General features: G+C 61.7%; 20 protein-coding genes. 5 read left to right on the plus strand and 15 right to left on the minus strand.

The window, feature by feature from the left end:
• Positions 1-247 precede the first annotated feature (247 nt).
• A complete protein-coding gene (puuD, locus tag ACSQ8R_RS12640) occupies positions 248-1,474 on the plus strand; it encodes a urate hydroxylase PuuD (protein ID WP_436253678.1) in 1,227 nt (408 codons plus the stop codon).
• A complete protein-coding gene (gene guaD, locus ACSQ8R_RS12645; protein ID WP_436253679.1) occupies positions 1,471-2,799 on the plus strand; it encodes a guanine deaminase in 1,329 nt (442 codons plus the stop codon). Before puuD ends, guaD begins: the two co-directional genes overlap by 4 nt.
• On the opposite strand, the gene ACSQ8R_RS12650 is transcribed toward guaD, so the two are convergent.
• Positions 2,796-3,653: a LysR family transcriptional regulator gene (locus tag ACSQ8R_RS12650; RefSeq protein ID WP_436253680.1), complete on the minus strand. Its 858-nt coding sequence runs from the start codon at positions 3,651-3,653 to the stop codon at positions 2,796-2,798. The two genes, guaD and ACSQ8R_RS12650, sit on opposite strands and share 4 nt — an antisense overlap.
• A 95-nt stretch (positions 3,654-3,748) precedes the next feature.
• On the opposite strand from ACSQ8R_RS12650, the gene ACSQ8R_RS12655 reads away from it, so the two are divergent.
• From ACSQ8R_RS12655 to ACSQ8R_RS12665, 3 genes are all read left to right on the plus strand, one after another.
• A complete protein-coding gene (locus ACSQ8R_RS12655) occupies positions 3,749-4,723 on the plus strand; it encodes a quinone oxidoreductase family protein (RefSeq protein ID WP_436253681.1) in 975 nt (324 codons plus the stop codon).
• 138 nt (positions 4,724-4,861) lie between these two features.
• A complete protein-coding gene (locus tag ACSQ8R_RS12660; RefSeq protein WP_436253682.1) occupies positions 4,862-6,007 on the plus strand; it encodes an alpha-hydroxy acid oxidase in 1,146 nt (381 codons plus the stop codon).
• A gap of 853 nt (positions 6,008-6,860) precedes the next feature.
• Positions 6,861-7,667, plus strand: a complete 807-nt coding sequence (locus tag ACSQ8R_RS12665) for a hypothetical protein (RefSeq protein ID WP_436253683.1) — start codon at positions 6,861-6,863, stop codon at positions 7,665-7,667.
• 27 nt (positions 7,668-7,694) lie between these two features.
• Here ACSQ8R_RS12665 and ACSQ8R_RS12670 read toward each other — a convergent pair whose 3' ends face one another.
• From ACSQ8R_RS12670 to ACSQ8R_RS12735, 14 genes are all read right to left on the minus strand, one after another.
• The gene (locus ACSQ8R_RS12670; protein ID WP_436253684.1) at positions 7,695-8,726 is read right to left on the minus strand and encodes an L-idonate 5-dehydrogenase; all 1,032 of its coding nucleotides are present in this window, start codon (positions 8,724-8,726) and stop codon (positions 7,695-7,697) included.
• 10 nt (positions 8,727-8,736) lie between these two features.
• Positions 8,737-9,684 carry a 2-hydroxyacid dehydrogenase gene (locus ACSQ8R_RS12675; protein ID WP_436253685.1) on the minus strand — a complete coding sequence of 316 codons (948 nt, stop codon included), beginning with the start codon at positions 9,682-9,684 and terminating at the stop codon, positions 8,737-8,739.
• A 14-nt stretch (positions 9,685-9,698) separates the two neighbouring features.
• Entirely contained in the window at positions 9,699-10,250 is a 552-nt protein-coding gene (locus ACSQ8R_RS12680; protein WP_436253686.1) for a gluconokinase, read from the minus strand.
• Positions 10,219-10,986 (minus strand): SDR family oxidoreductase, encoded by a 768-nt coding sequence (locus tag ACSQ8R_RS12685; RefSeq protein WP_436253687.1) that lies wholly within the window; start codon positions 10,984-10,986, stop codon positions 10,219-10,221. The genes ACSQ8R_RS12680 and ACSQ8R_RS12685 overlap by 32 nt, the downstream gene beginning before the upstream one ends.
• A gap of 9 nt (positions 10,987-10,995) precedes the next feature.
• On the minus strand, positions 10,996-11,697 hold the full coding sequence (locus tag ACSQ8R_RS12690) for an HpcH/HpaI aldolase family protein (protein ID WP_436253688.1): 702 nt from the start codon (positions 11,695-11,697) through the stop codon (positions 10,996-10,998).
• A gap of 15 nt (positions 11,698-11,712) precedes the next feature.
• Entirely contained in the window at positions 11,713-12,516 is an 804-nt protein-coding gene (locus ACSQ8R_RS12695; protein WP_436253689.1) for an SDR family oxidoreductase, read from the minus strand.
• 9 nt (positions 12,517-12,525) lie between these two features.
• Positions 12,526-14,202: a hydantoinase B/oxoprolinase family protein gene (locus ACSQ8R_RS12700; RefSeq protein WP_436253690.1), complete on the minus strand. Its 1,677-nt coding sequence runs from the start codon at positions 14,200-14,202 to the stop codon at positions 12,526-12,528.
• 11 nt (positions 14,203-14,213) lie between these two features.
• The gene (locus ACSQ8R_RS12705) at positions 14,214-16,277 is read right to left on the minus strand and encodes a hydantoinase/oxoprolinase family protein (protein WP_436253691.1); all 2,064 of its coding nucleotides are present in this window, start codon (positions 16,275-16,277) and stop codon (positions 14,214-14,216) included.
• 150 nt (positions 16,278-16,427) lie between these two features.
• Complete coding sequence (gene nac, locus ACSQ8R_RS12710; RefSeq protein ID WP_436253692.1) at positions 16,428-17,366, minus strand: nitrogen assimilation transcriptional regulator NAC; 939 nt, start codon at positions 17,364-17,366, stop codon at positions 16,428-16,430.
• An 81-nt stretch (positions 17,367-17,447) separates the two neighbouring features.
• Positions 17,448-18,656: an aspartate transaminase gene (locus ACSQ8R_RS12715; protein ID WP_436253693.1), complete on the minus strand. Its 1,209-nt coding sequence runs from the start codon at positions 18,654-18,656 to the stop codon at positions 17,448-17,450.
• Positions 18,657-18,692: 36 nt separating this feature from the next.
• Entirely contained in the window at positions 18,693-19,436 is a 744-nt protein-coding gene (locus ACSQ8R_RS12720; protein ID WP_436253694.1) for a branched-chain amino acid ABC transporter ATP-binding protein, read from the minus strand.
• Complete coding sequence (locus ACSQ8R_RS12725; RefSeq protein WP_436253695.1) at positions 19,426-20,199, minus strand: ABC transporter ATP-binding protein; 774 nt, start codon at positions 20,197-20,199, stop codon at positions 19,426-19,428. The genes ACSQ8R_RS12720 and ACSQ8R_RS12725 overlap by 11 nt, the downstream gene beginning before the upstream one ends.
• Entirely contained in the window at positions 20,196-21,182 is a 987-nt protein-coding gene (locus ACSQ8R_RS12730) for a branched-chain amino acid ABC transporter permease (protein ID WP_436253696.1), read from the minus strand. The genes ACSQ8R_RS12725 and ACSQ8R_RS12730 overlap by 4 nt, the downstream gene beginning before the upstream one ends.
• Positions 21,183-21,224: 42 nt before the next feature.
• The gene (locus ACSQ8R_RS12735; protein WP_436253697.1) at positions 21,225-22,097 is read right to left on the minus strand and encodes a branched-chain amino acid ABC transporter permease; all 873 of its coding nucleotides are present in this window, start codon (positions 22,095-22,097) and stop codon (positions 21,225-21,227) included.
• Between the last annotated feature and the right edge of the window lie 16 nt (positions 22,098-22,113).

Genomic DNA, 22,113 nt, shown 5'->3' on the forward strand with positions numbered 1-22,113 from the left:
ACCAGGCCTTTTGCCGGCTGACTTACAATTGTCACACTACGCGAGTCGCATGAGCGGACTAACCCCCATTTATTGCGATGCACAAGTAAGCACCTCCTACTATTTGCAATCCGGGGGATCGCGAGTGAACTCGAAGTGAATGGTCCCGGTTCCCTTACGGAACAAAAAGTGTTCCAGGCCCCCCTCTTCCCTTGGCCCGTTTTTTTCCCCAGAGTGACGAGTCGGGGGGCAAAAAGGGGAAGACCGAATGTACGAATACGCCGTTGCCTGGGAGTGGCTGAGTTTCGCCGCTCGCTGGTTCCATGTCATTACCGGGATCGCCTGGATCGGCTCGTCCTTCTATTTCATCGCGCTGGACCTCGGGCTGACCAAGCGCCCCAACCTGCCGGCCGGTGTCTACGGCGAGGAATGGCAGGTGCATGGCGGCGGCTTTTACCACGTGCAGAAATACCTCGTGGCGCCGGCCGAAATGCCCCAGCATCTGACCTGGTTCAAATACGAGAGCTATTTCTCCTGGATTTCCGGCTTCCTGATGCTCTGCGTCGTCTATTACGGCGGCGCCGACCTGTTCCTGATCGACCGGACGGTGATGGATCTCGCCCCGTGGCAGGCGATCGGCCTGTCGCTTGCGTCGCTGTCGATCGGCTGGATCATCTACGACCTGCTCTGCAAGTCGCCGCTTGGACGCAATACCTGGGGCCTGATGGCGCTGCTCTTCCTGGTGCTGATCGCCATGGCCTGGGGTTATACGCAGGTATTTTCCGGCCGGGCGGCATTCCTGCATCTCGGCGCCTTCACCGCGACGATCATGTCGGCCAACGTCTTCTTCATCATCATTCCCAACCAGAAGATCGTGGTGGCGGACCTGATCGCCGGGCGCACGCCGGATCCGAAATACGGCATGGTCGCCAAGCAGCGTTCGCTGCACAACAACTACCTGACGCTGCCCGTCATCTTCTTCATGCTGTCGAACCACTACCCGCTGGCATTTGCGACCCATTTCAACTGGGTGATCGCCGCCCTGGTCTTCCTGATGGGCGTGACGATCAGGCACTGGTTCAACACCACCCATGCCCGCAAGGGCCGTCCGACCTGGACCTGGCTGGTAACGGTGCTGCTGTTCATCGTCATCATGTGGCTCTCGACCGTGCCGAAGGTGCTGACCGGCGAGACGGAGACCTCGATGACCCCCATCGCCCAGAAATTCGCCGCCAACAGCCATTTCGGCGCAGCGAAGGACGTCGTGCAGGCGCGCTGTTCCATGTGTCATGCGGCTGAACCCGTTTACGAAGGCGTCAACTTTACCCCCAAATCCGTCAAACTGGAGACGGATGCCGAAATTGCCGCGCATGCGCGGGAAATCTATATCCAGGCCGGCCGCAGCCACGCGATGCCGCCGGGCAATGTCACTGCCATCTCGCCGGAAGAGCGCAAGCTGCTGGCGGCATGGTACGAAAGCGCGATATCCCAATGACCCAAACGCTGATCCGCGGACGGCTGCTCTCCTTCAAGCGCGCTCCGCACGCCCTGACCGACACGGAGAGCTATGCGTATGAGAGCGACGGCGCGCTCCTGGTCGAGGACGGCCGGATTTCGGTTGCCGGCAGCTATGGAACGGTGAAGGCGATCGCGCCCGAGGGCGTCGAGGAAGTCGACCACCGGCCGCACCTGATCCTGCCCGGCTTCATCGACATGCACCTGCATTTCCCGCAGATGCAGGTGATCGCCTCCTATGCCGCCAACCTGCTCGAATGGCTGAACACCTATACCTTCCCGGAGGAATGCCGGTTCGTCGAAAGCGCCCACGCCGCCCGCATCGCCACGCATTTCTACGACGAACTGCTGCGCCACGGCACCACGACCGCGGCCGCCTATTGCTCCGTTCACAAGACCTCGGCCGACGCCTTCTTTGCGGAGGCCCTGAAGCGCGGCATGTGCATGGTCGGCGGCAAGGTGATGATGGACCGCAACGCGCCGCAAGGCCTGCTCGATACGCCCGAAATGGGTTATGACGAGACGCGCGCCGTGATCGCCGACTGGCACGGCAAGGGCCGCAACCACGTCGCCATCACGCCGCGCTTCGCGATCACCTCGACGCCCGGCCAGATGAAGGCGGCCCAGGCGCTGGCGCAGGAGTTTCCCGACCTGCATATCCAGACGCATCTCTCCGAAAACCACGAGGAGATCCGCTACACCATGGAGCTCTATCCGGAGGCGACGGACTATACGGACATCTACGCCCGCTACGGACTGCTCGGAAAAAAGACGCTGCTCGGCCATGCGATCCATCTCTCGGAGCGCGAGGCGGATGCGCTGTCGGAAGCGGGTGCCGTCGCCGTCCACTGCCCGACCTCCAACCTCTTCCTCGGCTCCGGCCTGTTCCCGATGAAATCGCTGATGCGGCGTGACAAGCCCGTCAGAGTGGCGGTCGCCACCGATATCGGCGGCGGCTCCAGCTATTCGATGCTGCGCACCATGGACGAGGCCTACAAGATTCAGCAGTTGCTCGGCGAGCGCCTCAACCCGCTCGAGAGCTTCTACCTGATGACCAGAGGCAATGCCGAGGCGCTGTCGATGGCGGACGATATCGGCACGCTCGAACCCGGCACCGCCGCCGACCTCGTGGTGCTGAACGCGGCATCGACACCGGCCATGCGGTTGCGGATGGAAACGGTGAAGACACTGCCGGAAGAACTGTTCCTGCTGCAGACCATGGGCGACGACCGCGCCGTGGTCGAGACCTATGTGGCGGGCAAGGCGATGAAGGGCGCGCTCGACGCGAGCCAGGTCAGGACCTAACCGCCCGCCCGCCGCCGGGCCCCCTCCTTGATCGCGTCCATGACAGCCCGGACAATCGGAACGTCGCGGATATCCGAGTGAACGACGAGCCAGATGTCGCGCGTCACCGGTTCCTCCTCCACCAGCGCAAGGGCCAGCCCGTCGCCGGCGCTGATGAAGAAGTCGGGCAGGATGGCGACCCCGCCGCCCGCCCGGGCCATTGCGCGCTGGAATTCCAGCGTCGAGGCCCTCAGGCCGACACGCCGTCCTCCCGCGATATCGAGAAGCCGCCGATGCTGCGGGGACGTGTCCATGTCCTCGCCGTAAGAAATGAAGCTCCATTCCTCTTGCGGCGTCTCGGCAAGATAGGACGGCGACGCATAGAAATCGAACCGAACGCTGCCGATCCGCATGACGGTAAGATCCCCCTGTTCGGGGCGGGCCAGACGAACCGCAATGTCGGCCTCCCGACGGTTGAGGGAAGCATAGCGCTTTTCGCCGGCAACGACGATCTCGATCTCGGGGTGACGCCGGCGAAGCATGGCGATCGGCTCCGGCAACAGAAAGTCCGAAAGTGCCGGAGGTGCGCTGATGCGCACCGTGCCGGCCAGCCGGTCCTGCTTGAGCCTGGCCTGATCGGTGGCGAGAGCCTGTTCCTCCATCCGCCGCGCTAGTTCGGCGACGCGTTCGCCCTCGACAGTCAATGTGATCTTCCGGCCGCGGCGATCGACCAATCTGGCCTGCAACTGCTGCTCCAGAAGCGCCACGCGGCGGCTGACGGTCGCGTGTTCCACGCTGAGTGCCCGGGCGGCGCCGAGCAATGTTCCGCTGTTCGAGAGCGCCAGAAAGTAGCGGAGGTTTTCCCAGTCGAGCATTGTCAATTTTTTCCCATCGATTGTCCACGAATAGGGAATTTTCAAACAACAAGCAAAGGCTCATCCTGACCCCGCCTCAAACATGGAGAATGACGATGGCGAATATCCTGGTGAGCCTGACCTCCCCCGGCGGGTTGGAAAACCTGCAGATCCTGGAACAGCCTCAGCTGACGCCCAAGGAGGACGAAATTGTCGTGCGGCACGATGCGATCGGCATGAATTTCGTCGATATCTATCACCGCAAGGGGATCTACGCGCTGCCATCCTATCCCGCCGTGATCGGTGTCGAGGCGGCCGGCACGGTGGAAGCCGTCGGCTCCGCCGTCGCCGACCTGAAGGTCGGCGAACGGATTGCCTATTGCGGCGCCCCGATCGGAGCCTACGCAACGCGCCGGACGCTGGCGGCGCAGCGGGCCATCCTTCTTCCGCCGCAGATCGACGCCGCGACGGCGGCTTCCTCGCTGCTGAAAGCGATGACGGCCTATATGCTGCTTTCCAAGACTTATCCTGTCGGCGCCGGCACCACCGTCCTGGTTCACGCAGCCGCAGGCGGTCTCGGCGCGATCCTGGTCAAATGGGCCAGGGAACTCGGAGCGACGGTGATCGGAACCGTAAGCTCGCAGGAAAAGGCGGAACTGGCCCGCAGCTACGGCGCCGATCACTTGATCGTCGGACGGGATGCGGATCTGGTGGGGGAGGTCAAGTCCCGGACGAACGGACGCGGCGTCGATGTCGCCTATGACGGAATTGGCGGTTCCGTGCTTGCCAAGACGATCGACAGCGTCCGACCGTTCGGCACCGCTGTGACCATAGGCCAGGCGGCCGGCCCGATCCCGCCGATCAGCGTCGACCAGCTAAGGCCGGGCAAGGCCCTGTCGCATCCCAGCATCCTTGCCTTCACCATCGACCAGGCCAATTATCGCGAGGCGGCGAAAGCAGCGATTGCCGCGATGGAGAGCGGCATCACCGCGGCAATCGCGGCGGAATATCCGCTTGAAGAGGCGGCCAGGGCGCAGGAATTCCTGGAAAGCGGCCGCGCAGCCGGCAGCCTGCTGCTTATCCCCGAGTGACGGCAGGCGATATCGCGCAGAACCACGCGCCCGGAAGATAAACTGAGGCGAAACAGCGCGCGATATCGCTCGACATTCCTCTGGCGGAGCCGCGAAGATATGCTACTCGTCTGCCTAGCATCCGGAGGAAAAATATCGATGTCCAAGCCGCTGACCATCGCAGACCTGAAAAACCTTGCCCGCCGTCGGGTGCCAAAGATGTTCTTCGATTATGCCGATAGCGGCGCCTGGACCGAGGGCACCTACCGGGCGAACGAGGAGGACTTTTCCAGGATCAAGCTGCGCCAGCGCGTTCTGGTCGACATGACCAACCGCACGCTAGAAACCACGATGATCGGCGAAAAGGCGGCCATGCCCGTGGCGCTTGCCCCGACCGGTATGACCGGCATGCAGCATGCCGACGGCGAGATGCTCGCCGCCAAGGCGGCGGAAGAATTCGGCGTGCCCTTCACGCTCTCGACCATGAGCATCTGCTCGATCGAGGACGTCGCCTCGGTGACCACCAAACCCTTCTGGTTCCAGCTCTACGTGATGAAGGACCGCGGCTTCGTCGAGCGGCTGATCGGCCGCGCCAAGGCGGCGAAATGTTCGGCGCTGGTCGTCACCGCCGACCTGCAGATCCTCGGTCAGCGGCACAAGGACCTGCGCAACGGCCTCGCCGCCCCGCCGAAGCCGACGCTGAGCGCCGCCCTGCAGCTCGCCACGCGCCCGAGGTGGTGCCTGGAAATGCTTGGGACCAAGCGACGCGGTTTCGGCAATATCGTCGGCCATGCGAGCAATGTGTCCGACCTCTCCTCGCTCGGCGCCTGGACGGCGGAACAGTTCGATCCGCGGCTTTCCTGGGATGACATCCGCTGGATCAAGGATCTCTGGGGCGGCAGGATGATCATCAAGGGCATACTCGACGAGGAGGATGCCCGCGCCGCCGCCGATACCGGCGCGGATGCGATCATCGTCTCCAACCACGGCGGCCGGCAGCTCGACGGCGCTCCCTCCTCGATCAGCATGCTGCCGAGGATCGTCGAAGCGGTGGGCGACCGGATCGAAGTGCATGTGGATGGCGGCATCCGCTCAGGCCAGGACGTGCTGAAGGCCGTGGCGCTCGGCGCCCGCGGCACCCATATCGGTCGCCCCTTCCTCTACGGCCTCGGCGCCATGGGCAAGGAAGGCGTTACCGCGACGCTCGAAATCATCCGCAAGGAACTCGACATCACCATGGCGCTGTGCGGCAAGCGCGATATCCAGCATATCGACCGCAACATCCTCGCCAACATGCCGTTCTGAGAGCTGATGAGAAGCCTGCGGCGATGAGTCACTTTTCCCAGGTTTTGGGGGGCATATTGCCCCCTTAAATGAGTCACTCAGTTCAAAACCCATGTTTTCTAGCGCTTCGCGCGAAGGGGGCCTGGAGAAACCACGGAGTAGCAACAGCAGTTTGAACCGCACCTGGTTTGCCGGAGGCTGGCATCGATGATCGTTTCCACGAGGCAGTCGGCGATCGCCTGCCGACTTGCGCTGCTGGTCTCTTGAACGCGCTTGATTATCCCGGGATCCACGTCGTCATCTCCAGTTATCGCGGAAGAAGATGGAGCGGCAGAGCCTCATCTGTCAATTGATCGACGATGGCATCCATATCGGCAAGATCGCCGTCCCCTCTCGTCGCACTCAGCCGGCTTCTGAGTAATCGTAAAAGATCCGACGAGGTCGTGATTGGTGTCATACGAAAGGGATCTGACGCCACAAACGGCCAGGTGACTTTCTCCTGATCGGAAGCTCTTCTGTTATAGAAGTCAGACTGCCAACCGAGCACCACCCATTGTAAACAACCCTGAGATGTGCTTATCTTCCGCAACTCGTGAGGGATCAGATGCCGGCAGACCCGCTAGATCGAGACAGCCTCGTGAAATGTCCTAAATGCTGCAGCGAAATCCCATGGAGGGCCATCGTTTGCCCGGTTTGTCGATGTGACATTCATGTCAGGACGCCACGCGAGAAGACGCGGGAACGCATAGCTAGTGTCGCCCGATTTCTGAAGGACTGGGTCGGGTTTCCCGCGGCAGTGATCGCCGCAATCGCCGCGCTAGCTAGACCGGCCGTACTCAACATCCTCTGGCTATTAGGGCAAGATGGAGCCAGTTTGGAATTCAAACTGCTGACGCCGGACTACATCAACGTCGGTCTCGACGATGTGCCAATAGCGACCCAAGGCGAGAGAGTCGATATCGCCATACCGTTCTATCGTGCTGCGTTGATCAACAACGGCGCGTCACCTGCGACAGTACGCTCTCGTTTCAAATGTTCGACTGGTTCGGGAGACGGAGAAAAAGGAGGCAACTTCTACTTCTTCGATCTCTCTACCCAGAGAAAGATCATGAATGACATCGAAGTCGCCGCCGGAGGAACCGCCTTCGTCAACATCGCGCTCTTGGACGCAGGTCCCCCAGACGATGGTTACCCCAAGACTAGAACCCCTGAGAGCTGCGAGTTTGAGTATTCAGACAAGTACGGAGTGCGCCCACCATTCGAAGCACCTCACGACGTGAAACAATCGCCTCTTATGGGCCTGGGACGCGCAGAGGACAGACGTGTTTCAGCTCGAGAAACCCGGTGTAAAGACATCGCGAAAGGAATCAGCCTCGGAACCGAACCGATCGACTGCGTCAGCGCTACGCACCTGTTCGCAATTGAACCGGTCTACCTGTGGGAACGTGCGCTGAGTCGTTCGTTACGTCAGGCAGCGGAATTCCAGCGCGTCAATGCCGGCGTCCAGCTAACTCCTGGGCTCATCCTCGACGATTGCGGGAGTGAAGATTGCGTACTCGCGGAGCAACGATTGGCGGCCGCACTGCGCGACTTCAAGCCAGCCGTATCGGTGTGGCTCTGCGAGAACGAGGCAGACGATCTGAAACGTTGCGCAATGAGAGACTTCCCATCGGCCCCTTAGCCGACCTGGAGAAGCAAGGCGGCTCTATCAGAACGTTAGTTGGACCTTCATCGACCTTGTCCTGTCGCCCGCCACCTCGAACGCATTTACCGCCTCTTCGATCGGGAAAGAGCCGGTGAGCAGGGGCTTCAGATCAACGCGCCGCTTGCCGATGAGATCGACGGCGAGGCCGAACTCCTCATGGAAGCGGAAAGTGCCTTTCATCTCGATCTCCTTCGAGACGACCATGTTCTGCGGAATGGAAACGTCTCCGCCGAGCCCGAGCTGGACGAGAACCCCGCGTGGCTTCAAGACCTCAAGACCCGCGCGCAGGGCGCTCTGATTGCCAGACGCCTCGAACTGGACGTCGAAGTATCCCTTATTGGCAGCGTAGGCGGATAGGAGCTCCGGATTGCGGGCGACGTTGATGACCCGGTCGGCACCAACCTGGAGCGCCGTCTCGAGTACGGGGTTTATCACGTCGGTGGCGATGATCTCCTTTGCCCCATGTGCCCGCGCCGCGATGATTGCGAGTGCACCGATCGGGCCGCAGCCTGTGATGAGAACGCGCTTGTCGGCGAGGCCGCCTGCGCGGACGATGGCGTGCAGCGTGACGGCGAAGGGTTCCGCCATCGCTGCTTCATGGATCGACACGCCATCCGCGATCCTGTGGCACTGCCATTGTTCCGCGACCAGCCGCTGACGGAATGCGCCCTGGATGTGCGGCATGGGCATGGCGCTGCCGTAGAAGCGCATGTTCAGGCAATGGTTCTGCTGGCCCTTCAAGCAGTAGTCGCAGGCATTGCAGGGACGGCTCGGCGACACGGCCACGCGGTTGCCCACTGCCAGCCCGGAAACACCAGATCCCAGTGCCTTGATCGTTCCTGCAACCTCGTGGCCGAGGATCATTGGCTCGCGAATGCGCACCATGCCGAAGCCGCCGTGATTGTAATAATGCAGGTCGGAACCGCAGATGCCGCCGGCCTCGATGGCGACCTCCACCTGTCCGGGGCCGAGCGCCTCGACCTCCCATTCCTCTATGCGCAGATCCTTGGCGGCATGGATGACGACGGCTTTCATGGGCGTATCCTCAGATGACGGGTGTCGGCAGGGCAGCGCCGGCAAAATGGGCGGCGAGATTGTCGCGCACCAGCTTGCCCATGGCCTTGCGGGTTTCGATCGTGCCGGACGCGTGATGCGGCTGGACAAGCACGTTGTCCAGGGCCAGGAAGCGCGGGTTGAGCTGGGGTTCGCCCTCAAACACGTCGAGCGCGGCCGATCCGATCGTCTTTGCTTCGAGCGCGGCCAGCAGCGCATCCTCGTCGATGTTGGAGGCCCGCGAGATGTTGATGAGCATGCCTTCGGGGCCTAGCGCTTCGATCACTTCTTTCGAGACGATATGACGAGTTGCCGCGGACGCGGCCAGCGTCACGAACAGGAAGTCGGAACGCCGGGCAAGCTCGACCGGATCGGCGATGAAGGTCATGCCTTCTGCATAGGGCTTTTCCGACACGTCGTTATAGGCGATGTCCATGTCGAAGCCCTTGAGGCGTTTGGCCACTTCGAAGCCGATGCGACCGAGGCCGAGCACGCCGGCCTTGCGTCCCCAGACGCGGCGCTTCAGCGGATAAAGACCCTTTGTCCCCCAGCTTCCGTCCCTCACCCATGTCTCTGCTCCGATCATGCCGCGGGACTGGACGAGCATCATTGCCACGCCGAGATCGGCCACGTCATTGGTCAGCACGTCCGGCGTATTGGTCACGCGGATGCCGCGAGCGCGGGCAGCATCCAGATTGACCGCGTCGTAACCGACGCCGTAGACAGAAATGACTTCGAGCTTCGGCAATGCAGCGATAAGATCGGCGGAAGCGCCCAGCTCCCCGCGCGTGGCGATGGCGCGGATTTCGGCGGCATGTTCGCTCACGAAGGCATTGCGATCGGACGCGTCGTACAGCTTCAGGACATTGTATTGCGCCTCTAGCTCGACGAGATCCCACTCGGGATAAGGGCCGATCAGAAGAATGTCGGGCTTGCTCATGTTTCCTCCAAGTTTCAGTTCGAGCGCCTCTGGCGGGCCGCCAGCAGCGTCATTGCCATCGAGACGATGGATTCAAGCGACTGGTTGATGTCGACGGTCACGACGTCGGGCTCTGCTGTCGGTAGCTCGAGCGTCGCAAGTTGGCTGTCGAGAAGCGACAGCGGCATGTATTCGTGCTTGCGGGCGGCCATGCGTGCAGCCAGCAGCATCCGGTCTCCCTGCAGGAAGACGAAGGTCATCGGCTGGCCCGCCTTCTTCCGCAACAGATCGCGGTAGGAACGCTTCAGCGCCGAACAGGAAATGACCGTGCTTTCGTCTTCCGCCAGTTCGGTGCCCAGCGTCTCCAGCCACGGCCATCGATCGTCGTCGCAAAGCGGAATGCCGCTCTGCATCTTCTCGACATTGGCTGCCGGATGACGGCTGTCGCCCTCGATGAACCGGTATCCGAGGCCGGAGGCGAGCATCTTGCCAACGGATGTCTTGCCGCAGCCGGAAACACCCATGACGACCAGGGGGCCGGCATGGCCGGTTCCGCTAGAGAGAGGTCGTGATGCCGCCGTCGACATAGAGCGTGTGTCCGTTCACGAAGGAGGAAGCCTTGCCGGAAAGGAAGACGGCCGCACCGACCAGTTCCTCGACATTGCCCCAGCGGGCCGCCGGGGTGCGTTTTTCCAGCCAGGATGAGAATTCCGCGCTATCGACCAGCGCCTGATTGAGCGGCGTCTTGAAATAGCCGGGTGCCAGAGCGTTGATCTGCAGGCCGTGCTTGGCCCAGTCCGTGCACATGCCGCGGGTCAGATTCTTCACCGCGCCTTTCGTCGCCGTATAGGGAGCGATTCCGGGACGGGCGAGTTCGCTTTGAACAGAGGCGATGTTGATGATCTTGCCGCGGCCGCGGCCGATCATGTGTCGGGCCACCGCCTGGCCGACGTAAAAGACACTGGAGACGTTGGTCTTCAGCAACTGCTCCCAGCGGTCGATGGGGAAATCCTCGAGCGGGCTGCGGAACTGCATCCCGGCATTGTTGACCAGGATGTCGATCGCACCGACTTCGGCCTCGATCGCATCGACCCCGCGCTTCACCGCTTCGGCTTCCGTAACGTCGAAGTCAGATACCGAAACCGTCGCACCAGTTTCCTTGAGCTGTCCCGCAGCGATCTCGAGCCTGGCCCTGTCACGGCCGTTCAGAACGATGGAAGCTCCGTGTTCCGCGAGGCCTCTGGCAAGCGCAAAGCCGATACCCTGTGACGATCCCGTTACCAGGGCTCTGGATCCTGTCAGATCGAAAAGTGGATAAGCCATTCGAGTCCCCTACCGCGCCAGCGTCTGTTTGATGCCCGCGATTCCGCGGCGCAGGAAAGGATCCGTGTGGATGTAGAAGAACTGGACGCCCTTCTCCAGCCAGTGTGGCAGCTCTTCGGCAGTGGCGAGAGTCCCCGGGATCCTACCTGCCGCACGGATCTTGTCGACGGCCACGGCAACCTTCTCCATGACGGCGGCGGGGCGCGGCTCGCCGAACGGCGGCGCAGGCGGGTAGCCCATGTTTTGCGACAGGTCGCCAGGACCGATGAAGAACACGTCGATGCCTTCGACTGTCAGCATCTCGTCGAGATTGTCGATCGCATCCACCGTCTCGATCATGGCAACGACGAGGCGTTTATCGTAGTCGGAGGGGAGCGCGTATCGGACCGCATCCACGACAGCGCGGGCCTGTTCGGCCGTGTCGATCATGGGAACCATGATGCCGTCGGCTCCAGCATTGAGATATCGGATGATCAGCGGCCGCTCGTGGGAGTGGGGTCGGACGATCTCCGCGCCGCCGACCGAGCGGACGATCTGTCCGGTGCTGCGCACGTCCTCGAAGCTCCAGGTGCCGTGCTCGCAGTCGACGAAGACCGAGTCCGCGCCAAGTTCGATCAGGCGTCCCGCCAGACCGGAGGACGCATGATGTGTGTTGTACATGGTGATCGCCTCGCCGGCTAAAAGCCGCGAGCGCAACTTCGCTCCGTTCATGATGTCCTCCCGATTTTATTTCTTTGGAATGTCCGGCGTGTCGGCAGGCGCACCGACCCAGCGGGCAACTTCGATATCCGCCGAGGTGTCCCGCATGAACGTCGGGCAGATGTGGAGCTCGGGAATGACCGCGCTCCTGTTCAGGCTGGCGCAAAGGTGGATCGCCCGAGCGACGTCGTGAGGATCCATCATGACGGCCCGCTCGGCGTCCAGGGGCGGTCGCGCGCGATTGTCCATGATCGGCGTGTTCGTCTCGCCCGGTAGGATCGTCGTCGCCCGGATGCCCTGGTTGCGGTAGGTGTTGTGAACGAAGGTCATGAAGTTCTTCACGCCCGCCTTGGCCGCGCCATAGGCCGCGCCACCCAGAAGGTTCGGATTGACGACGGCGAGCGACGACACGGTAATGATCGTGCCCTCGCCCATGGCGATCATCTCCGGCAGCACGGCCTGGGTGAGATTGAACACCGCTGTCAGGTTGACGTTGATCGTGGAGTTCCACTCCTCCTCGCTGAGGAAGCGCGCGTTGAGCACCTTGCTGGCGCTACCTGCATTGTTCACCAGAATATCGACCGCACCGATGCCATCCTTGACCCATTTCACGGTCTCGAAGATCGAGCCGCGGGATTCGATGTCGAGAACCCGGGCGAACGCTTTACCCTTCGCCTTCTCGATCAGCGACGCGACCTCGCGCAACGGTTCGAGGCGGCGACCGGTGAGGACGACGGTTGCGCCGTCCTTCGCCAGCAGGAGAGCGGTCTCACGACCGATCCCCGATCCTGCGCCGGTCACCAGCGCGATCTTTCCATCCAGAAGTCCCATGTCGTCCCCCTATTCCGCGGCCACTGCGACCCGGCCAGAATAGCCGTAAACGTCCTTGGCCGCCTTCGGCGAAATCAGGCTCTCCTGAAGATCCTGCTCGATGAGTTCGCGGGAGCGTTCTGCCGCCCGGCCCCACCCGCCGCCACCGGGGGTCTCGACCTCGAGGCGCTCGCCAGTCTTCAGCGTCACCTTGCCCTTCGGGAAATGCGGTTCGCCTTCCTTCATGACCTTGCCAGCGGTGCCGCTCTGGCCCTCGACGACGCCGAAGCACGGGTGGCGGACGCGTTCCGATGCAAGGTAGATGCTCATCGGGTTCTTGCCGAGATTGCGCAGGGTGACCCGCTGCCCGAGACCGCCGCGATGCTTTCCAGCACCGCCCGAGTCGGCGATCAGTTCCTTGCGCTCGGTCAGGACAGGAACGGCGACTTCGAACATCTCGATGGCCGTCACCTTGCAGTTCGACGGGAAGCTGAGCGTATCGAGACCGTCGAATTCGGCGCGAGCACCCTGCCCGCCATGGAAGTTCTGAACGGAGCCGTACTGCGAGCCGTCATTGCGCTGACCGACGCAGTTGGCAGCCCAGATCGGAGCACCGCCGCTGTCGCCCATGACCTTGTCCGGAACGACTCTTTCCAGCGCCTTGAAGATCAACGACGGAATAACGTGCCCTATGAGATTGCGCGAGTTGCCCGCCGTCCACTGCTGCGGATTGAGGATGGAGCCCAGCGGAGCCTCGTCCGTGATCGGCACGATGCAGCCTTCGTTGTTCGGGGTTTCCGGATCGAGCAGGCACTTCAGCGCGTAGACGGAATGGGCGTAGCGATAGTTCGTCCGGCAGTTGATCGAATGCAGGACCTGATCTGAGGTGCCGGTATAGTCGACATGGATGGAGTCATCCCTGACGACGACCGATGCCTTCAGCGTGACATCGACATCGTAGCCGTCCAGCAGCACTTCCGCGCTGTAGATGCCGTTCGGCCATTCCCTGATCGCCTTGCGCGTCTGCGCCTCGGAACGGGAATGGATGGCCGTGGCCAGACCTTCGACATCGTCGAGGCCGTATTCGTCGAGGAACTTCACCAACTCCCGGCCCATGACGTTGTTGGCGGCGATCATCGACTCGAGGTCGCCCCGCACTTCGGTGGGAAGGCGCACGGAGGCTGCGATGATGTCGAATACATCCTCGTTCGGGACGCCAGCCTTCAGCAGCTTCACGATCGGGAAGCGAATGCCTTCGGCGAAGATGTCGCTTGCTTCAGAGTGAAGCGGCGCGCCGCCGATGTCCGGCAGATGGGCGATGGAGCCCGCATAGGCGACGACCTTACCTTTCTTGAAGATCGGCGTGATCATCGTCACGTCCGGAAGGTGGCCCGTGCCGATTTCGGGATCATTCGTGGCGAGCACGTCGCCCTCCACAAGCTTATCGGCCGGAAACTTCGGCAGGAAGTAGCCCTGTGCCGCAGCCGGAAGGGAAGTGATGAAGACGGGGATTGACCAGGTGCACTGGGCAAGTGCTCTGCCCTTCGCGTCGAGGAGAACAGTGACATAGTCGTGGTTCTCGCGGACGATCGGCGAAAAGGCCGTCTTTCCGAGTACGTTGTCGGCCTGGTCCGCGATGAAGATAAGGCGGTTCCACATGACCTGCAGGTTGATCGGGTCGTTGAAGTCCGTGGCGGGTTTCGACATCTGGGTACCCCTTAGTGAAGGTTGATCACGAGGTTGCCATGGGCATCCACGTGGAAAACGCCGCTCGGACCGACGACGGCGGTCGATTCGCGCTGCTCGACGATCGCCGGTCCCTTGACCTCATGGCCGACGGGCAGCATGTAATGATCGTAGACGGCGGTGTCGGTGAAGGTGCCGATCTCCTGGAAGAAGACCTGACGACTGCCCTTTCTGGCATCGGCGACGACGGTCTCGTGCGGACGGGTGACCTGGTCCTTCTCGCCGCTGGCCCGCAGTCTCCAGGTGATGACTTCGAGGGGAGCGGCGACCGTGCGATCGAACAGCTCGCGGTACAGCTTGAAGAATGCGTTCTTCAGCTCCTCGAGGAATTCCTCCTTCGGCAGGCTGCGATCCGGGAGGACGATCGTGATCTCATGACCCTGACCAACATGGCGCATGTCGACGGTGTAGCGGTTGGTGATCGTTTCCTTCGGCACGCCGGCGGCCGACACGACTTCCGCGCCCTGCGCCGCCAGGTCGTCGAGCAGACGGTTCATAGGATCGACATCCCATGCATCGACCGCCATCGGGTGGCTTGCCGAAAGGTCCACCGCCACCGGGGCGATGAGCAGGCCGATCGCCGAGCTCACCCCGGCCCCTGTCGGGCAGATGATCCGTGAGATCCCGAGCTTGCGGGCAATACCGTAGGCGTGAACCGGGCCCGCACCACCGAAGGCCACCATCGGCAGCGACCGGGGATCAACGCCAAGGTCAGTCGCATGCATCGCGGCTGCCTTGCTCATGGATTCGTTGACGAGGTCGTGGATTCCCCATGCGCAACGCTCAACGGATACATCGAGCGAGTCCGCGAGCTTGGTCATCGCCTCGCGGGCCGCGTCCTTCGACACCTTGAACGAACCGCCGACGAAGGATTCCGTGCCCATGTAGCCGAGCAGGATGTCGGCGTCCGTCACGGTCGGCTGCGTCCCGCCGCGCTGGTACGCGGCCGGACCCGGCATGGCTCCTGCCGAATGCGGGCCAACGTCGAGAAGGCCCAGCGGGTTCTTGGCGGCGATCGACCCACCGCCGGCACCGATCTCGATCATCTGGATCGACTGGATCTTGAGCGGGAACCCGGAGCCCTTGCGAAAACGCTGGTAATGGGCGACCTCGAGATCGGTGCCAACGTTCGGCTCGCCGTTCGGGATCAGGCAGAGCTTGGCGGTCGTGCCGCCCATGTCGAACGACAGGACGCTGTCTTCGCCCGCTGTGCGTCCGAACTCGGCCGCGGCGACGGCGCCAGCGGCCGGGCCGGATTCGATAAGACGGACAGGAAGCTCCGCGGCGCGGCGGCTCGGCACGAGACCGCCGGACGATGTCATCCAGAGAACCTGGCGGTCGATACCTCTGGCCGCGAATTCGCGCTGAAGATGAGCAACGTGCCCGGCCATTTGTGGGCGGGTATAGGCGTTGACCACAGTCGTCGAAGCGCGATCGAACTCGCGCATCTCCGGGCAGACTTCGGAAGAGAGCGAGACGAAGATGTCCGGATCTTCTTCGCGGATGAGAGCGGCGACGCGCTGCTCGTGCTGGGGATACTTGTATGCATGCAGAAGGCAGACAGCGACGGAACGGATGCCCTTTTCTTTCAGGCGCCCGGCGATCTCGCGGACGGTCTCCTCCTTGAGTTCCGTCATGACGGAGCCATCGGCGGCGATGCGCTCCCGGGCACCGTAGCTGTTCGAACGCGTGACGAGCGGATCCGGATACTTGATGTTCAGATCATAGAGGTCGTAGCGTCCCTCGTTCCGGATCCGGAGCATGTCCTGAAAACCGTCCGTGGTGACGAAGCCGGTCTCGACGCCCTTGCGCTCCAACACGGCGTTGGTGACCACCGTCGTCGCACCGAGTACCTGGAGGTTTTCGATCGAGATCACATCGGCAAACTTCTCGAGAAGTTCGGACACGCCCTGGACAACAGCTTCGGCCGGATTCCTGGGAGTGCTGAGAACCTTGTGGAGATGCAGATCACCTTTGTCGTCGAGAAGCGCGAAGTCGGTGAACGTACCGCCAGTGTCGAAAGCCAGTTTTGTCATATTTCCCTCGATGCGACTTGCACGGCGGCTAAGCGCCATGGCCGAGGCCGACTGGTTCGACCCCTCTATCTGTCATGAGGTTAGGCGACGGTGGTTCGTGTTGGCCAACACAACTACGGTCTGCCGCCATAGAGTTTGCTTATGGCAAAATCAGGTAGGGCGGATGCCCGGCTGGCTGCTGCTGATCAGCTTCCCCACGATGTCCAGCAACACGGAACGTGCCGCGAGTGCAGGCTCGGAGAGAGGCAGATGATCCGAAACACACAGCGAAACGGTGGCGTCGATCACGGGTGTCGTCAGACGGCGGATCTGGGCTCCCGCAAAGGTCGGCGCGTCGGTCACGACCGATCCTGGCAGGATCGTGGATCCTAGTCCGTCGAGCACGGCAGCGCCGAGTGCAGGCACGGACTCGATCTCTGCAACCACGTCAGGTTCGGATCTCGCGCGGCTCATGCCCTCATCGATAAGGCGTCTGAGGAAATGGGTTTTGCTCGGAAGGAGAAGAGGGGCACCATCCAGAGCCGATAGCGGCAGTGGTTCACCGGGTTCGCCCGGCAACACCAGATCTGCCGGTGAAACCAAAAACATCTCCTCACGAAACAACGGCTGGAGCGACACGCCCTTGATGGGATTCGACGTGTAGATCAGCGCCATGTCCATCTTGCCCGTCATGATCAGCTCGCTCAGGATATGGCCGAAGCTGTCGTTGATATGAACGATGATCTGCGGATATCTGGCTCTCATCTCCTTGAGCAGTGGCAGGGAGAGCGAGCTGGAGGAGGAATACGTTGCAAGTCCGATGGACACGCGTCCGGCGACAGATTTCGCGGACTGGTCGATCTCGACCGATGCCTGGTCGATCTGCTTCAGCATGATCTGCGCGTGGCGATACAGGATGAGCCCGGCTTCCGTCGGGGTTATGCCGACATTGCTGCGAATGAGGAGCTGGTGCTTGAAGTGCTGCTCAAGAGAAGCGATCTGCTGCGAGAGCGCTGGCTGGGCGACGCGAAGAATACTCGCCGCACGGGAGACGCTTCCCGTGTCGATGATCTTGACGAAACTCTTGAGTTTCTTGAAATCGACGCTCATGCCCGTGGTTCCAGTGCCTTTTGGCCGAAACCTAAGACCAGCGGGAACGGCTTAGCAACCCCTCCCGCCGGAAGCTTCTTTTTAGGTCAGCGCCTTCACCGCCTTTTCGATCCTGTCGCAGGCATCCGTGATGGCCTCCATGGACGTTGCGAATGAAAGGCGGAAGTAGGGAGACAATCCATATGCTTCTCCCTGGAGTGCAGCCACGCCGACGCCGTCCAGAAGATAGAGAACGAAGTCGAGGTCGTTCTCGATGACCTTCCCGTCCAGCGTCTTCTTGCCAATGACGCCGCTGCAGTTCGGATAGAGATAGAACGCGCCATCCGGAACCAGACACGACAGGCCCGGAACGGCGTTCAGCCTGGCGCAGGCGTAGTCCCGGCGGTCCTTGTAGACCTTGACGCTGTCGATGATGAAGGTCTGGTCATTGGCAAGCGCGAAGGCGGCAGCCGCCTGGCTGACCGAGGACGGGCAGGACGACATCTGCGACTGAAGCTTGTTGATCGCGGCGATCAGAGGTGCGGGACCGGCAGCGTAGCCGATGCGCCATCCGGTCATCGCGTAGGACTTCGACACGCCATTGGTCAGAAGTACGCGATCCTTCAGCTCCGGGACGACAGCGGCCAGAGTGGTCATCGGTTCGTCCTTGAACCAGACCTGGTCGTAGATGTCGTCGGAAAGAACGAAGACCTGCGGATGACGCAGCAGCACCTTACCAAGCTCCTCGAGCTCGCTCCTGCTGTATGCCGCTCCCGTTGGATTGGAAGGCGAATTGAGAATGAGCCACAGCGTCTTGGGCGTGATCGCCTTCTCCAGGGCTTCCGGCGTGAGCTTGAAGCCGGTCTCCTGAGGGCACTGCACGATGACAGGCTTGCCTTCATTGGCGATGACCATATCGGGATACGAGACCCAGTAGGGTGCCGGGATGATGACTTCTGCGTCGTTCTCGACGCTTGCCATCAGTGCAAGGAACAGTATCTGCTTCGCGCCGCCGCCGACGCAGATCTCGTTGTCGGAATAGGTGAGGCCAAGGCGGCGCCGGAAGTCGCCGATAATCGCCTTGCGGAGCGCGGGCGTGCCGTTGACCGCCGTATACTTCGTTTCGCCCCGGTCGATCGCAGCGTGGGCCGCCGCCTTGACGTTCTCGGGCGTGTCGAAGTCCGGCTCGCCGACCGTAAGATCGACGATGTCGCGGCCTGCCGCTTTCAGTTCCCGTGCACGGGCGGAAGCCGCGGTGCTCGGAGAAACCTTGATTCTGGACACGCGCGATGCGGGCACGAAAGTGCTCATTGGACTTCCTCGTTTATATGGAGTGATATTCGACCGTCAGTGGACCGCTTCGGTCTCGCCGCGCATCTTCCCGGTCAGGAAGAGCTCGCCGAGTTCGTCATGGGTGATGTCCTTCGGCAACCCGTCCCAGATGACTTTGCCTAGCCTCAGGATGACCGCGCGCTGTGCGACCTCCATAGCTTTCTTGGTATTCTGCTCGACCAGCAGGATCGTCATCCCGTTGGCATGGAGTCGGAGCAGTTCGTCGAACACGATGCCGATCGCTGCGGGCGAGAGTCCGACCGACGGCTCGTCGACCAGAAGGACCTTCGGTCGCTGCAGGACGGCCATGGCGACCTCAAGCAGTTGCTGCTCGCCGCCGGACATGTTGCCAGCCAGCGTGGCGCGTCGTTTCTTCAGGATCGGGAACAGGTCGTAGACGTAGTCGCGGTCGGCTTTGACTTTCGCATCGCGGAGCGTATAGGCCGCCATCTGAAGATTCTCGTCGACGCTCATGACGGGGAAGTTGCAGCGGCCCTGCGGTACGAACGAGATCCCCTCGCTCAGGATCGCCCTCGACTTTTGTCCGGCGATGTTCTTGCCGCGCCAATCGATGTTGCCGCCCTTGATGGTGGTCATGCCATAGAGCGTCTTCAGCAGTGTCGACTTGCCTGCGCCGTTCGGACCCATGAGAGCCACGAACTGACCCCCGGGCACGTCGAGATCGACGCCGTTGAGGATGTCCAGATTGCCATAGCCTGCCCGCAGGTCGCGGATCAAAAGGTTTGTCTTAGCCTCCAAGATAGGCCTCCCTCACGCGCTGGTCCTGAATGATGTCATGCGCCAGGCCCTCGACGAGCTTGCTTCCCTGGTCGAGAACGACGACACGCTGGCAGATGCTGGTCACCACATCGATATTGTGCTCGATCACCAGGAAGCTGACGCCCAGCGACTTGTTCGCATAGAGGATCGTGTCCACCACCCGCTCAATGATCTTCGGATTGATACCCGCCATCGGCTCGTCCAGCAGGATGAGCTTCGGCTCGGGCATCAGCATGGAGGCGAACTGGATCAGCTTTTGCTGTCCGCCGGAAAGGTTGCCTGCTGGCTGATGCCGGACATCCCAGAGGCCTGCCATCTTGATCAGTTCGCGCGCCCTCTCGCGCAACCCCTCGATGCGGCTCCTGGAAAGCTTTCCGAGACCGAACGTCGCGGCGATGGAGGGAAATGTGAACATCTGGCCTGCGATGACCAGGTTCTCTTCGGCGTCGAGGGATTTGAACGTCACGGTCTTCTGAAACGACCGCAACATGCGGCCTTCCCGGGCGATCCGGTTCAGGGACCACCCGGTGATGTCCTCTCCGTCGAGAATGACGGTGCCGGTGTCCGGACGTGCAAGCCCTGTGCTGCAGTCGAAGAACGTCGACTTGCCGGACCCGTTCGGCCCGATCAGTCCGGCGATCTCACCTCTGTCGATATGGATACTGACATCGTTCACGGCTTTGACCGCGCCGTAGGACTTGCTGAGGTTCCGGATCTCCAGGAGCGGAAGATGAGCATTCATTTCACACCTCCGATCGCGTTCCAGAAGCGGTTGATGAGTGGGGCGAAGCCTTGTTTGAACCAGAAGACCAGAACGAGAAGGCAGGCGCCGTAGGCGATCATCCGGACCTCTGGAGCGACACGCAACGCCTCTGTTAAGCCGACGAACAACAGGCTGCCGAAGACAGTGCCTGAGATCATTCCAGCGCCGCCACCCAGCACGATGATCAGCATCGTTGTGGAGTAGTACATCTGGAAGGTCAGGGGGCTGACGACCGTGAGATAGTGGGCGTAGAGGCAGCCGCCGACGCCTGCGAACATCGCGCTGATCATGAACACGATCAGCTTATAATGCCAGGTGGGAACACCGAGGGATTCGGCAAGGGTCTCGTTTTCGCGGATCGCCACCATGTTCCGCCCCGCAGGAGATCTTACGATCGCCCACACCGCCAGGGTGGCCAGCACGCCGACCGCCAAGGCGAGATAGTAGAAATTGGTCGTACCGGAAACGGTGAAGGAAAGCGGTCCGAGTTCGAAATACGGTTTAGGAATGCTCGAAAGCCCCATGTCTCCCCGGGTGACCGAGACCCAGTTCTTCGCGATCGCCTGGCCGATGATGACAAACCCCAGCGTGCACATGACGAATGATGTCGAGCGGAGACGCAGGGCCGGAATTCCGAGTGGAAGTGCGGTGGCACCGGATACCAGGGCGGCGGCGATGAGATTGACGTAGAACGGGGTCCCGTAGGTGACGGCTAGCAGGCCCGCCGTATAGGCGCCGATCCCGAAGAATGCGGCCTGTGCGAGCGACAGGAGGCCCGTGTAGCCGACGAGAAGATTGAGCCCATGGGCCGGCAGCATGAATATGAGAGCAATAATCAGGGAGTGGGTCACATAGCGGCTTCCGATGTAGGGAGCAGCAAGCGCTACGACGATCAGGACGACGGCGAGCGGGATTCGGAGATCTCGTCTCCGGGCCTGCGGGACGGTTTCTGTGAGAGACATGTCGAGTCCTCAGACGTTCGAGAAGGTTCGGCTGGAGCTGCTTTAGAAGCGCGCCTGCGTCGAAAAGAGGCCATGCGGACGCCACATCAGCACGAGAATGAGGGTCGCGAAGCCGACGGTGTCGCGGAACTGCAGGCCCACATAGGTGGCGACGAGGCTCTCGGCGATCCCCAGGATCATCGCGGCGAAGAACGTCCCGCGCACGTTGCCAAGTCCGCCCATGATGATGATCGGCAGTGTCTTGAACGTGATCAGCTCGCCCATTCCGCCATAGACGCTGACGTTGACGGGCGCGGTCAGGACACCCGAGAGAGCGGCCAGGGCGGCACCGAGAATGAATGTCCGGAGCACGACCTGCGGCACGTCGATGCCAACCACTTCGCAGCATTCCACGTTCTGGGAAACCGCGCGCATGGCCATGCCGAGACGGCTGTAGGTGACCATCAGTTCGAGGCCGACGAAGACGACAAGGCAGACCACGAGGATGAGAATGCGCTGCTGTGCCAGGCTGAAGCCGAAGATCGAGATAGGCTCGATATAGCCTCCGGAGAAGAACTTGTAGCCTCCCCCGAAGACAAATATCACAGTGTTCTGCAGGATGAGGGCGATGCCAAGGGTGGCGAGCACCCCCGACTCCGCCGGAGCGCCGACCATCCGACGCATGACGAGCTGCCCGACGACGTAGGCGACCACCATCGTCGCGAGAACGCCCACGACGATCGAAGCCTCATAGGAAAGGCCGAGATAGTCGATGGCGAACCAGGCGCCGAACGTCCCGAGCATGTAATATTCGCCGTGAGCGAAGTTGATGGCTCGCAGCACGCCGAAGATCATCGTCATTCCGACGGCGACGATCGCGTAGACGGAACCCGTCACGATCCCATTGACGACTTGTTCGAGAACGGTCGAGAGCATGGACGTACTCCTCCCA

The organism is Neorhizobium sp. LjRoot104, assembly GCF_964253725.1.
Taxonomy (GTDB): Bacteria; Pseudomonadota; Alphaproteobacteria; order Rhizobiales; family Rhizobiaceae; genus Neorhizobium.